This window comes from Flavobacterium sp. (assembly GCF_031537875.1).
In the GTDB taxonomy this organism is placed as follows: domain Bacteria; phylum Bacteroidota; class Bacteroidia; order Flavobacteriales; family Flavobacteriaceae; genus Flavobacterium.
The window spans coordinates 152,193-167,196 of record NZ_JAVKNB010000005.1 but is presented as its reverse complement, the minus strand read 5'-3'; the positions used below and the strand labels follow the sequence as shown (position 1 = coordinate 167,196).

Below are 15,004 nucleotides of genomic sequence, written 5' to 3'. Positions count from 1 at the left end.
AAGAAAACGAAGGGATAAAAAAGCAGCCTTTTTTAATTCTCTTCAAACTCGTGGAGCGATTTCAAGATATTCTCATAAAACAAAATCGCCGCAATTAATCGATTCTTGTCGGCATAAGGGAGAATTTTTCTTTGAAAATTGGTAGTGAGTTCGAGATAGGTAGTCGTTCCTTCTTCCTGGTCGTCTAGCAGTTTTCGATAATCTGATTCGTCAGGAATTCCAAGGTCGATCATGGTCACTCCAGGTTTGGTTGCTAAAGCAACATAAGGAAGGGTTTTGGTAATTACAGAAGCCCGTTCAATGCACAATTCCAAAAGTTCTTTTTTGGGCATTGACGACAATTCTTTACTGTCATGGTACTTGCTGATTAATGCACTACGTTGGATAATGCTTTTAGGAATTACTTTTTTTTGTCCAATAGCAACTGCTGATAAGAACAAAAAAAGCGTACAGATAAGGGATACTTTTGCTTTCATTATTTAATTTTTATGTTTCAAAATAATCTTGAAATAGGTGGGGTAACTATTTTCAAGGGAATAAAAGTATACTTTTTTTTGAAATTGTGATTGTTATTTTAAAAAAATATTTGTGGTTATAATATAAATATATGGGGATAAAACACTAAAAGAATGACATCTACATAGCATTTATGTGAATTGATTGCGATTTAAGTAGTTCAAAATTAGCCTTAAAGCTTTGTTGTATAAGCAGTCCCTCCTATCGCTTGTACTAAAACTTTACAAGCTAAAATTTTTGACTCCGTCATTTTCTGCTATCTTTGCTTTATGCAATTCTCAGAAATTTTAGGTCAAGAATATATCAAAAGTCATTTGACAAAAAGTGCCGACTCAGGTCGAATTCCGCACGCACAATTGTTTGTGGGGCCTGAAGGAAGCGGTACACTGCCTATGGCTATTGCTTATGCACAATATATTTTGTGTAGCAATGCCAATGGAGAGAATGACGGGCAAAACGAATCCTGCAATATCAAATTTGATAAATTGTCGCATCCCGATTTGCATTTTGTATATCCAACAGTGTCTACAGAGGATGTAAAAACCAAACCTAAAAGTATTGACTTTATTGCGGATTGGAGAGCATTTGTTACCCACAATCCGTACGGAAGTTTGTTTGATTGGTACGCCGTTTTGGGTGTGAACAACAAACAAGGCGAAATCCGAGTGGATGATGCCCAAGAAATACTAAAATCACTCTCATTAAAGTCCTATGAAGGCGGTTATAAAATTATGATTGTTTGGATGGCTGATAAAATGAATACTGCTGCCTCCAATAAATTACTGAAATTATTAGAAGAACCGCCCGAAAAAACCGTTTTCATTCTTATTTCAGAACAAGAAGAAGATATCATTCAAACCATTCGTTCGCGTTGTCAAGTAGTGCATTTTGGGGGATTGCCAGAAAGTTGTATTGCTGAAACTTTGGTAACCAAAAAACAAATCGAACCTCAAATAGCCGCTACTATTGCTCATCAAGCACAAGGCAACTATAACAAAGCCCTGCATTTATTGCAACATGACGAAGACGATTATCCATTTGATGAATGGTTTGTGACTTGGGTGCGCGCTGCTTTCAAGGCCAAAGGAAATGCATCTGCCATTGAGGATTTAATTCAATGGAGCGAAAGAATTGCCAGTTTGGGTCGAGAAACTCAAAAGAAATTCTTGGAGTTTTGCATCGAAATGTTTCGCCAAGCGTTGTTGCTCAACTACGAAAGCCCGAGTTTAGTGTATTTGGAACCAAAGGTCGAAAAATTCCAATTGAAAAATTTTGCTCCTTTTGTCAATGGCAATAACATTCATGAAATTTTCAAGGAATTATCTGACGCAATGTACCACATCGAACGCAATGGGAATGCTAAAATCATCCTAACCGATTTATCTATAAAATTAACCCGTTTAATCCATAAAAAATAAAGACTATGAATAATGTTGCATCCATCTTGATTTTAGTTTTTTTAGGCATTACTTTTCTTCAATCAGGTTACGACAAACTCTTTTATTGGAAAGACAATGTAGATTGGTTGAAAGGTCATTTTGCCAAGACCCAATTGAAAAACCACGTTCCTTTAGCATTATTGCATGTTTTGATTTTAGAATTAATCTCAACTGTTTTATGTATCGTAGGAGCTATTGAATTGCTATTGAATAGCGGAAGAATATTTGGGTATTACGGAGCCGTATTTTCTTGCATTACCTTATTGATGCTTTTAGTTGGGCAACGTTTGGCTAAAGATTATGATGGCGCAAGAACTATCGTGATTTATTTTATCCCTGCTGTAATGGCGGTATACTGGCTTAATTAAATTGTTATGATGACACCTAAACATCCTTCAGAATCGTTGACGGTTTTGACCGACTTAGTTTTGCCTAGCGAAACCAACCATTTGAATAATCTTTTTGGTGGTGAATTGCTCGCGCGAATGGACAGAGCGGCAAGTATTGCTGCGCAAAGACATTCTAGAAACATTTGCGTAACGGCTTCTGTCAATCATGTGGCATTTACTAAAGCCATTCCCTTAGGGAGTGTGGTAACGGTGGAAGCCAAAGTGTCGCGTTCGTTTAACAGTTCAATGGAAATTTATATTGACGTTTGGATTGAAGATCGCTCCTCTGGCGACAGAACCAAAACAATGGAAGCGATTTATACTTTTGTAGCCGTTAATGCCACAGGAAAACCCGTTGAGGTCCCACCAATAATTCCTCAAACCGAATTGGAACAACAACGTTATGATGCTGCTTTACGCCGAAAACAATTGAGTTTAGTTTTAGCAGGAAAAATGAAACCCAATGAGGCCACTGAATTAAAAGCCTTGTTTACTTCATAAAAAAATCCCCTTTAATGAGGGGATTTTTATTTTTATTTGTACTACACTTGGCAGTTTTAAAACTTAAACTGCAATAGGATTTCATTCGTGTTTCTAGCTGCAGCTAGTGTCGGTTGTGTACTCATCTCATAAGCAAAACCAAACAATAATCGGTTACTGATTAAAACTGTTGCCATAGCTGCATAGGCTTTATCTGTTCGATACATTCCTCCTAGTTCGAAGGTCTTGTCAATTTGTAGCATTGTTGTTAGGTCTAACGATACTGGTGCACCTGCTACATACCGTAACATGGCCGATGGTTTTAAGATTAAAGTAGAGAATTCCCCTTGTAAAGGCACATCATAGCCTCCGCTTAAATAGATATGGGGACTGTCTGTTGCCACACTGGCATAACCTGCTTCGTTAGTAGCTCTCTTAGTGTTAAGTAAGCGTGGTATCGATAAGGAAATATACATTGGACCTTCTTTGTATATTGCTCCTACTCCTACATTAGGATTAAAGGTACTGATGGAAGCTAAAGCTGGGTCGGCTTGAACGTTGTAAGTTTCCAGTCCTGAGGTATTCACACTGTAGGAATTACCTCCCGCTTTGATTCCAAAGTACACATCGGCGGTTTCGCTCATTTTTAACTTGTATGAGAAGTCCACACTAAAATAGGTTTGTTTCTCAACAAAAGTTTTATCGCTAATTACCGTCATTCCAAAACCTACTTTCTTGCCTAAAGTAGTTCCAAAAGATACCGCTTGGGTTTCAGGTGCATTAGCCACTCCTGTCCATTGTTTTCTTAAGGTAGTTGTGGCTACTGTTATGCTATCTATACCTACTGAAGCCGGATTAACTAAGTTCATGTGTTGGCGGTAAAACGAATAGGCGGTCTCTTGTTGTGCCATCACTGCACTACTAACTAATAGTAGTGCGATGGCTAGTATGTTTTTTATATTCTTCATCTTTTATTTTGATTTGTTGATAGGTATTATTTTGTAATGTATAACCAACCTTGTTCGTCAATACTTCCGTCTCCTCCTAAATCAATTTGGTATAAGTAAGAACCTACTGGTAGCATTTCGCTACTGCCTTGGTAATTACCCGTCCAATTGTTTTGATAATTCGCTGAATAGAATACTTGAGTCCCATTGGCATTGAATACACGAACTGTTGAGCCTGGATGATTTGACAAGTTGTAAATTACCCAAGTATCATTGATTCCATCGCCATTTGGAGTAAAAGCTTGTGCGGTATTTAATTCAATCGTATCACAAGCATCTCCTATACCATCGTGGTCTCTATCGGCTTGGTTTGTGTTTGGTGAACTTGGACAGTTGTCATTTACATTAAGAACGCCATCGCCATCTTTATCTTGATCACAATCGTCAGTAATACCATCAGCATCCATATCTGTTCCGTTATCCGGAATTCCATCGCCATTGACATCCACATCACAAGTGTCTAAAATCCCATCATTGTCATCGTCTGTGTCAGCGTTATTACCTGTTCCGTCACGATCAGAGTCGGTCCACTCATTTTTGTCTAGTGGAAAGGCATCATTAGTGTCTAATACACCATCCCCATCATCATCAGTATCAATAGAGTTGAGTATGCCGTCTCTATCGGTATCTTGGTCAATGAACAAATTAAAAGTTACTATTCCTGTTCCGTCTGAATTAGTTCCTGAAATAGTATACGTTCGACTTGCCATTGCTGCCGTTGGTGTCCCAGATATTGCACCGGTTGTTGCGTTAAATATAAGACCTGCTGACAAAGCTGGCGCGATCGCAAACGAAGTTGCTGGACCTCCAGAGTTAGTTACCGTGATTGTTGTTATTGGAACATTTACGATTCCTATAATTGCATTTTGAGACACAGTTAATACCGGAGTCTCATTTACATTGGTTATCGTTATTGTAAATACTTTCTCGTAACTTAATCCGCCTGCATCAGTAGTTTTAACTCGTATGCTATAACTAGATTTAGCCTCGAAGTCAAAAGCAATTCCTGCTTTGATTTGATTTCCTACTATACTGAAACTTGCATTATCTGTAGCGCCTACTCCGCTTACTAAAGCGTAAGTAGGGTCAAAAGTATCGACAAGATCAGTACTTGAAAAACTTCCTATAATTGTACCAATACTATTGTTTTCAGTAATTGTACTAGTAGTTATGCTAATATCTGTTGGTGCGAGGTTGTTAGTTTCATAATAATCTGATAATCCATCACCATCCGTATCTCTTGCATCATCTGATTGGGTTGGATTTGTCCCTTGTTGCACTTCTATATAATCTGGAACACCATCACCATCTGTATCTCTAGCTCCTGGTGTGGTTGGATTCGTTCCTTGTTGTACTTCTATATAATCTGGAACACCATCACCATCTGTATCTCTAGCTCCTGGTGTGGTTGGATTCGTCCCTTGTTGTACTTCGATATAATCTGGTACTCCGTCTCCATCAGTATCTCTAGCTCCTGGTGAAGTTGGATTCGTCCCTTGTTGTACTTCTATATAATCTGGAACACCATCGCCATCAGTATCTTGAGCTCCTGGTGTAGTTGGATTCGTTCCTTGTTGTACTTCTATATAATCTGGAACACCATCACCATCTGTATCTCTAGCTCCTGGTGTAGTTGGGTTCGTTCCTTGTTGTACTTCAATATAATCTGGCACTCCGTCTCCATCAGTATCTCTAGCTCCCGGTGTAGTTGGATTCGTTCCTTGTTGTACTTCAATATAATCTGGCACTCCGTCTCCATCAGTATCTTGAGCTCCTGGTGTAGTTGGGTTCGTTCCCTGTTGTACTTCAATATAATCTGGTACTCCGTCTCCATCAGTATCTCTAGCTCCTGGTGTAGTTGGGTTCGTTCCCTGTTGTACTTCAATATAATCTGGCACTCCGTCTCCATCAGTATCTAAAGCTCCTGGTGTAGTTGGGTTCGTTCCTTGTTGTACTTCAATATAATCTGGTACTCCGTCTCCATCAGTATCTAAAGCATCACCTGATTGATTTGGATTCGTTCCTTGTTGTACTTCAACTGAATCAGGAACTCCATCACCATCAGTATCTGCACCAATTGATAAACTGAACGTTACCGATGAAGTGCCTGCTGGGTTTGTAGCCGTTATAGTAAAGATTGTACTTGCTAAGGCTGCTGTAGGAGTGCCTGAAATGGCTCCTGTTGTTGTATTTAATGATAATCCGGCAGGTAAACTTGGGCTAATTGCAAATGAGCTAACTGCTCCACCTGTACTAGTAACACTAATTGTAGTAAGTGTAGTATTTACAAATCCCGTATAACTGTTATTGGCAATGGTAATACTTGGCGGTGCCAAGGTTTGAATATTTGTAGCTGTGGCTGTTGCAACAGGGCTACTATACACATCTTGATAACTTAAAGTAACATTGTATGTTCCGTAGCTTAAAGCAGCACCAGTTGCAACATAGGTAGCGTTTGGTTGTGCCGTTACAGTATAATTGAAATCAACTATTGTGGCATTGCTCATGGTCCAAATCACTGGACTACCTCCTGAAGTAGGTACAAATGTTAAACGAACTGAACCTGCTCGTGGCGCTTCAGGTAAGGTATAATTAATTCTAAAAGTAGTAGCACCTGTAAGGTTAGATGCAGAATGAGTCAGTACTGGACTTTGAGTAGTTCCTACCGCTACTGTTAGAGTAGTTGAAGTAGAGCCTGCAAGATAATTAGCATCTGTAGCTTGAGTCGCTGTAATTGTTGCTGTTCCAGCACCAACTATAGTAACAGTATTTCCAGAAATTGTAGCAACTGCAGTATTACTAGACGTAAACGTAAAGGCTCCTGTAGCATTTGATGTAGGTGCCGTTAATGTAAACGCTGGATCCTCTGCTGTTTTAGTAATGGCTGTCATTGCTCCTATAGTTGGAGTTGCTTTATTGACCGTTAATGTAGTCGAAATTGTTGCTGAAAGGTAGTTGCCATTAGCAGCTTGACTTGCTGTTATAGTTGCCGTACCTGCCCCAACAATTGTAACCGTATTTCCACTAATTGTGGCTACCGATGTATTACTTGACGTAAATGTTATGGCTCCTACTGAATTACTCGTTGGAGCTGTTAGTGTAAAACTAGCAGCGCCAAAAGTTTTAGTAATTGCAGCCATTGCAGTTAATGTTGGAGTTGTAAGCGGGGCTGAAATTTGTATATTAGTATTGGTAACTAATGCTACAGGGCTCCCATACACATCTTGATAACTCAAAGTCACATCATAGTTACCAAAAGCTAAAGCTGTACCTGAAACAATATTTGAGTTACTAGGAGTGGTTCCTACTGCATATGCAAAGCTTACTGATGTAACATTGGACATGGTCCAAATAATTGGCGTTCCTCCTCCTACAGGAGTAAACATTAATCGAACAGAACCAGCTAATGGTGCCTCTGGTAAAGTATAACTTATTTGCAATGTTGATGCTCCTGAAGTATTTGTTGCAGGAGATGTTAACACTGGAGTCAGAGTAGTTCCTAAGTTCACTGTAACCGTTTTGGTGTCAGTACAGCCATTAGTGTTGGTAAAAGTAATTGTTGCGGTTCCTACTGAAACCCCAGTTACTAGTCCATTAGGTGTAACTGTAGCCACATTGGTATTAGACGATACCCAAGCATTTGAAGTTGCTGCATTAGTAGTTGCTGTAAGCGTAGTAGTTGCTCCTACTTCGACTGTAGTGGTTCCAGAAATTACTGGTAGTACATTAACATTTATAGTATAAGTAGTTGTGAATGAACATCCGTTATACGTATACGCATAACTAATTACCGAAGTTCCTACGGCAACTCCTGTTACTACACCTGTACTTGGGTCAATTGTTGCTACACTTAGGGTCGCTGATGACCAAGTTCCTCCTGTAATTGTGTGAGATAAAGTAGTAGTTGCTCCTATACACACTTTTGAATTACCAGTAATTACAACAGGATCTTGGAAACTTGAAGAAACCCAATTTGAAGTTGAACCAGTAAGTGCAAAATTAGACAATGTACCATTGTTACCATTAGTAGATTTATCATTAACTAATGCTGCCATACCCTCATTAAACTTATAGTATAAAGCTAAATTAGGTGAACCGGTCACATCCAAATTTTTATTATTGTTAAGTTCAGCTGCTGACTTAGCTACATTCCATATTCTAACTTCGTCCATAGATCCATTAAAATAGAAATACCCATTATTTCCAAAGGCTCCTACATTAATTGAGTTAGAATTAGATGGGATTGTAACAGTACCTGTTCCACTAGCCACACCATTAATATAAATAGTAGCCGCACCACCACTTGCCACTGAAACAGCAACATGAGTCCATGTATTATTTGGAATTGATGTAGTAGATATAAATGTTCCACCTGTCGCTTCAAAAACAACTTTTCTATCGCTTGATCCCCAAGAGTTAATATAAAAAGCATATCCCGAAGTACCTCCTCCCGGAGCTTTCTTTCCAACAATGGTGTTAATTGATGATGCTGAAGTATTAATTTTTACCCAAGCTTCTATAGTAAACGCACTTGATGTTGTATAATCATAAGTAGCTGAATTAGGTATAGTAATAATATCATTGCTTCCATCAAAATCCAATCCAAACCCTGGAGCTAATGGAGGAGCAGTTAATGTGATATTGATTGTATTTGAATACGCAACACTACAGCTTCCATTAGTTACTTTGGCTCTAAAAGAAGTTGCGGCTGTTAATGATGGGGTGGTTAAAGTAGCACTAGTTTCTCCTGAAATATCTGTCCAAGTAGATCCAATTAACCGTTGCCATTGAATAGTTCCTGTATTTCCAGACAAAGTCAAACTTGCTGTTGATCCAGAACAAACTGATGCAGTGGCTGCCGTTACTGTACCTCCAACTGATGCTGGAGTAATAATAATAGCTGCTGAAGCATCACTAGTAGTGGAAAGTGAACATGTCCCACTTACCACACAATAGTAATACGTAGTTCCTGCCACAGTTGTAAGTGGCGTGTACGTTGCAGCAGTTGCCCCAGCCAAAATGGTTCCTCCTGTGTTTGCTGCTGTCGTATTTTTATACCATTGATAGGTCAACCCGCTTCCCGAAGCTGTAACTGATAGTGTCGTAGCCGTTCCATTAATACAGATGGTTTGCGATGTTGTTGATGGTTGATTGGTTATAGTTGGCGAACCTGTAATTACCAATGCTTTAGTAACTGAAAATGGACAGCCATTAAGAGTATAACTATAAGTCAATGTAATATTTTCAGCTGTCGAAGCCGTAAGAAGCCCCGAAGTACTGATAGTAGCCGTAGCTCCATTAGAAACAGACCAAGTTCCTCCCACAATTGGATGCGTATACTGTGATGTACCATTAGCACAAATGGTAGCAGCTCCAACAATATCAAGATTAGTAATTGTACTTCCTACAAAATTAGAAGTAGTTCCTGTTCTAGTGAAATTAGTTAAGGTTCCGTTTAACGCACTATTTGCTTTATTGGTTACCGTTGTAATTCCAGTATTTGTACCACCAGCAACCCCTTGATTGAAATCAAAATACGCTAGTAATCCTGTTTCATTTCCAGCTAATTCAGTATTCATAGTAGACTGAATTTGTGATTGCGTTCTGGCTGTTGACCAAAAACGAACTTCGTCTAATGAACCACTAAATTGTTGATCCGATTTTCCTAACCAATAGGCATTATCTGGAAGATCTAAATTAGCCAAACAAGTAACGGTAGTAAGTTGTATTCCATCAACATAAACGCGCATAGTTGTACCCTCTTTCACTAAAGCAACATGCGTCCATTTGTTTGCCGTAAATGTAGTAGGACTACTTGCAGAAACTGCTGAACCAACAAACGAGTATCCTTCAGTCCATGAAACATGTAATACTCCGTTATTAGTTATGTACATTGAAGGGCTTCTTTTTGTTCCCGAATAGCCTAAAAAGGACAACCAAGTATTACCCGGAGTTCCAGCAATAATATCTGAAGTAGCTGGTTTCACCCAGGTTTCAATAGTAAAATTAGTAACGGATTGACTTGGGAAAATTCTAGAATTGATTTGCACATAATCGGCATTGGCTGCCGTAGTTCCAACACCAAAACTCAAAGCATTACTAAAAGGAGCTGCACAATCTCTAACAGCTATTGAAACTGTTGTGGAACAACCTAAATCATTAGTATAGGTAATAGTTGTGGAACCCAACGACACTGGAGTTACAACTCCAGTAGAAGAAATTGTAGCTACCGAAGGAGAAGATGACACCCAAGGATTAGAAGAGGATGGATTACCTGAACCCGTTAATTGTAAATTACTACCCCCGACTGTTAATGGCTGAGTACCTGAAATTGTTGGCAATGCGTTCACATTAACCGTAATTGCTGTACGTGGGCTTTCACAAGGGTTTACATTTAGTGCTGCATCAATTTTAAAAGCAAAATCCTGTGCGATTGCGCTACCACTAACGTATCCAGTTCCTACTCCAGCATAAGCGGATGTATACTGAGGATACATTGTAGACGTAGCAATTATTTCAAAATAATACGTTTGTCCAGTAACCAAACTAACATTCTGATTGGCAAAAGAAAATGAAATATCAGTTGTCCAACCTGAAGCACCATTTACAAAAGGGGCATTTGCAGTGGCTAACAAAGTACCTCCAAATCCATTGTATATTTTTAAAACTGAGCTCGTATTAGCGGAATTGAAATAGGCATATTTTAGAATAATACTGTTAATCTTAACATTATTTGCCACTTGGAAAGTTTGTCCAATGTTAGCAACATTATTAGCATATGATCCGTTTTGAACATTGTCCATAACATAAGAACCAGATAGTGCTTTTTGACTCACATAATAAATTGTAGAACCAGCAGTTGTGGTAATTGGCGTTGGTGATGTTGTACTTGCTGTACCGCCTGTGGCTGCAGAATACCACTGTAATACAGCCCCATTGGTAGGAGTAGCTGTCAATGCGGTTGCGGTTGAGCCCACACAATAGTTAACTGTTTGCGTAGCCGTTGGTGCAGCTGGTGAAGCGTTTACTTGTACAGTAAATTCAGCAGTTGTTGAGCTTGAACAAGCACCATTGGTAACCACAGCTCTATATATTCTATTTTGAGTTAGTGTTTGAGTGGTATACGTAGTGTTTGTTTCTCCATTTAAGTCCGACCAAATAGGACTATCGAAACGTTGCCATTGAATACTACCTGTAGATCCTGCTAGCGTTAAGTTTGCAGTCCCTGAATCACAAATACTAGCTACAGAGGATGAAATAGTTCCTACCACAGAAGGAACGTCTACTTTAATTAAACCAGAAATAGAGCTTGTAGCTACAGGTGAACAAGTTCCACTTACTACACAGTAATAATAGGCATTACCAGCAGTAGTAGTTAATGGTGTATATGTAGCGCTAGTTGCTCCTGCTATTAAAGTACCTCCTGTATTCGCCGCAGTAGTGCTTTTATACCATTGGTATGTCAATCCTGCTCCCGTAGCCGTTACAGACAAAGCCGTAGCCGAACCATTAATACAAATTGTTTGAGCTGTAGAAGCTGGCTGAACAGAAATTGCAGGTAAAGTATTTACCGTAAATAATTTGGTACTTGTGTAAGTACATCCACTTACTGTAAATGTATAAGTAATTGTAGCTGTTCCAACTGCATTAGCAGTTGCCGCTCCAGTGTTAGAGTCTATTGAAATTACTGTAGCATCCGAAGTGGTCCAAATTCCTCCTGAAATAGAATGAGTTGCAGTAAAAGTTGTATTCAAACACACAGACGGATCATTTAATATTAGTGGTCCTCCAGCAATCCAGTTTGAAGTAGCACCAGTTAATGTAAACGTATTTAATGTTCCATTTAATGCATTTGATGTTTTATCAATGGCTGTTGTTATGGTAGTGTTGTTACTACTAGGTGTTCCCTGATTTAAATCATAATAAGCAACCAAACCAGACTCTGAACCATTCAACTCTACATCTTTATATTGAGCAATTTGAGAAGCAGACCTAGTTACATTCCAAACGCGTACTTCGTCTATTTCTCCTTTAAAAAACTTATTCTCAGCTGACCAAGACCCAATCGTAAATGGTTGGGTATTATTTGACACTCCCGTTGCACTAGCCTGTGTATTAACCAATTGTCCATCCACATATAGTCTAAAATTTGAACCATCATATGTTCCTGCTAAGTGAACCCAAGTGTTTGTAGAAATAGTATTAATCGCCGACGTTCCAGACCAGTTGCTATATCCTTGCCCTGAAAATACTCTAGGTTTTCCTCCATCGATGTCTAAACCATATCCCATACCACTAGCTGTCCATTGAACTTTTGTAGCGATTCCCATATAAGATGAAGCTACGGTTACGCTAGGGTCTACTTTTACCCAAGCCTCTATTGTAAATGTATTAGGCAATTGTAATGATGTTGTATTAGCAACTGTAACTTTATCTGATGCTCCGTCAAGATTTAAAGCCTGTTTGAAAGGTCTTGGGGCAACTGGTACAGTAATAGTAACTAGATTACTATTTGCAGCCGTACAAGCGCCACTTGTTACAACCGCTTTGTAATAAGTAGTTTTTGTTAGTGCAGGAGTTGTGTAACTAGCCGTTGTTGCACCTGTTCCTCCTGTTACATTTGCCCAGCCTGTAGTTCCATCGGCAGATTGTTGCCATTGAATACTTCCTGTACTCCCAGACAATGTTAATGTCTGAGTATTTCCCGAACATAGCGTTACACTGCTTGGAGTAGCAGTTCCTGCAACCGGTGTTGTACTAACGGTTCTCAAAGCTGAAATATTTGACGTTACAGTGCCACATGTTCCTGTAACTACACAATAATAATACAAATCCGAAGGCGTTGAATTAACTGGAGTATATGATGCACTTGTAGCGCCGGTAATCAAAGTACTGCCTGATATAGAAGCTGTTGTATTTGAATACCATTGATAAGTTAAGCTAGTTCCGCTTGCAGTTACACTCAAAGCTGTCAAAGCGGTACCTTGACATACCGATTGAGCAGTAGTAGAAGGATGAGCTGAAATTGCTGTTACCGTATTTACAGTACCTGTTACAGCAACTGTTTGAGTAGTAGCGCCAGTTGAAGTAAGTGAAATATTACCTGATTGTGTTCCTGAACTCACTCCTGTTAAACGTACATAAACCGTTGTAGTATTTACTGTTCCCGATATGGGAACAATTGACAATGTTGAAGAAAAAGTAACATCATCTAAAGAATATTGATAACCCGTTAGTGCAGCAATAGAAATGTTAGCTGTTAAATTACTTCCTGAAACCGTAACTGTTTGACTTGCTGATGGTGTTCCAATACACGTTGAGAAATTTGTTAGTGTAGCGTTTCTTGTAATACTCGGCGTGTATGTAAAATTTGAACCACTTGTAGCAGTACCACCTGGTGTAATAACTTGAACCGTACCAGTTGTACCTGCCGGAGCAACTGCCGTTATTGAGGTTGAACTATTAACTGTAAATGATGTTGCTGAAACACCATTAAATTTCACATCGGTTGTGTCAGTAAAATATGTTCCTGTAATTGTAACTGAAGTTCCTCCACTTCCTGAAGTCGGAGTGAATGAAGAAATAGTTGGAACTCCAATAATATTTTGAATAACTGTAAAATTAGTATTATAATATTGTGGAGAAATAATATCCGGCCTACCATCACCATTAATATCAGCAGCTTTTAATCCCATTGGGTTAGATGCTGAATATGCATTTGTAGAATTAGCATAACTTAATGTATTGCTTGAAGTTGTATTATTAAATATAGCAATATATGCACCTGAGTTTGCATTTGAACCAAATACATCAGGATACGAGTCCCCATTAATATTTGCTAATTCAAACCCATTAAAAATACCTGAAGCATTACCTACAGATGCTGTACCGCTTGTAAAAGTACCAGAGCCATTGTTGGTAAAATAATTTATCGCATTAGTTGATGATTTAACAACAAAATCAACATCTCCGTCATTATCTAAATCACCACTAATTAAATCACCGTAGTAAGAAAATGAGGCAGTAGTTGAATTAAATGCTCCAAATGCAAAACCTGTTCCTAAAGAAATAGAATAATTACCAGATGAAGTATAGAAAATATCTAATTTATTATCATTATTAATATCTATTACATCGAAATCTGAAGGAGAATTTGGAGTAGTAACAGATATAACTGTTCCAAAACTAATTGTTCCCGAGCCAATTGTTGAGGAATTCAAAAAATATTTTACTGATGCTCCAGAATAACTAAAAACATCTAATAAACCATCCGAATTAAAATCCACAAATCGCAATCTGTTTGAACAAGGGAAAGTAATTGTTTGTTTTGCTGCAAAACTAATAGTTCCAACAGTAGATGTATTAATAAAAATATCAATTGATGAACCAGTTGGTACAATAATATCCATTTTTCCATCTGCATTTATATCTTCTGAGTAAAGTGCAGAAGGTTGGGCACTTGTAGTTAAAACAGTTGAAGTAGAGGAAAAAGAACTTGTATTAATTAAATCACCTTGATTAACAATATTATTTTTAAAAACATTTATTGTTGTTGATGCATTTGACATTGAAGCATAATCAGGAAATCCATTATTATCATAATCTATAATTTGATTTATTGATTTCCAATCAGCTGTTGTTTGCCAGTTACTAACTCCTGGATAAACTACTGCACTTTTAAATGTATTTGTGCTATAATTATAATCACCATTTCCAAATCCTCCATTAGAAAAGGTTGTTGAAAATGATTTTTTAGAATAGACTATCCCTGAAGTTGTATTTAATACTTTAATTTTTGAGAAACCTGTTGAACCAGAAGGTACAGTAACGGTTAGGCTTGTTGCTGTTGCTGAAGTAACTACTGCTTTAACTCCGTCAAAATAAACAACATTATTACTAGCAGTAGTATTAAATCCAGTACCAGTAATAGTAACAGCGGTTCCTACGGCCCCACTTGTTGGAGAAAAAGAAGTGATTGTAGGTGCTTGCGCATTCGCCAATCCAGCAATTAATAAAAAAACAGCAGCAACGAACTGCTTGAAACGTGTTGAAAAAAGTAGATTTTTCATCATAATAGGTTGTTTTGTGGGGTAAACATAAATAGAACCTAAGGGTTCTTTTTTAAACATTGCGCACAAAATTATTATATAAGAGAAGTCTGATACGGGTGAAA

6 protein-coding genes are annotated in these 15,004 nt (G+C 38.2%); 3 read left to right on the top strand and 3 right to left on the bottom strand.

Annotated elements, in window-relative coordinates:
- Positions 1 to 32 precede the first annotated feature (32 nt).
- Entirely contained in the window at positions 33 to 476 is a 444-nt protein-coding gene (locus RMR09_RS02210) for a hypothetical protein (RefSeq protein WP_310594207.1), read from the bottom strand.
- Positions 477 to 785: 309 nt separating this feature from the next.
- On the opposite strand from RMR09_RS02210, the gene RMR09_RS02205 reads away from it, so the two are divergent.
- From RMR09_RS02205 to RMR09_RS02195, 3 genes are read left to right on the top strand one after another with little or no spacing between them, the layout of a single operon-like run.
- On the top strand, positions 786 to 1,934 hold the full coding sequence (locus tag RMR09_RS02205; protein ID WP_310594206.1) for a DNA polymerase III subunit delta': 1,149 nt from the start codon (positions 786 to 788) through the stop codon (positions 1,932 to 1,934).
- 5 nt (positions 1,935 to 1,939) lie between these two features.
- Positions 1,940 to 2,323 (top strand): DoxX family protein, encoded by a 384-nt coding sequence (locus tag RMR09_RS02200; RefSeq protein ID WP_310594205.1) that lies wholly within the window; start codon positions 1,940 to 1,942, stop codon positions 2,321 to 2,323.
- A gap of 9 nt (positions 2,324 to 2,332) precedes the next feature.
- Positions 2,333 to 2,845: an acyl-CoA thioesterase gene (locus RMR09_RS02195; protein WP_310594244.1), complete on the top strand. Its 513-nt coding sequence runs from the start codon at positions 2,333 to 2,335 to the stop codon at positions 2,843 to 2,845.
- A 56-nt stretch (positions 2,846 to 2,901) separates the two neighbouring features.
- Here RMR09_RS02195 and RMR09_RS02190 read toward each other — a convergent pair whose 3' ends face one another.
- Together RMR09_RS02190 and RMR09_RS02185 are read right to left on the bottom strand one after the other, a co-directional pair.
- Positions 2,902 to 3,792, bottom strand: a complete 891-nt coding sequence (locus tag RMR09_RS02190; protein ID WP_310594204.1) for a type IX secretion system membrane protein PorP/SprF — start codon at positions 3,790 to 3,792, stop codon at positions 2,902 to 2,904.
- 26 nt (positions 3,793 to 3,818) lie between these two features.
- Entirely contained in the window at positions 3,819 to 14,903 is an 11,085-nt protein-coding gene (locus RMR09_RS02185) for a LamG-like jellyroll fold domain-containing protein (protein WP_310594203.1), read from the bottom strand.
- Positions 14,904 to 15,004 lie beyond the last annotated feature (101 nt).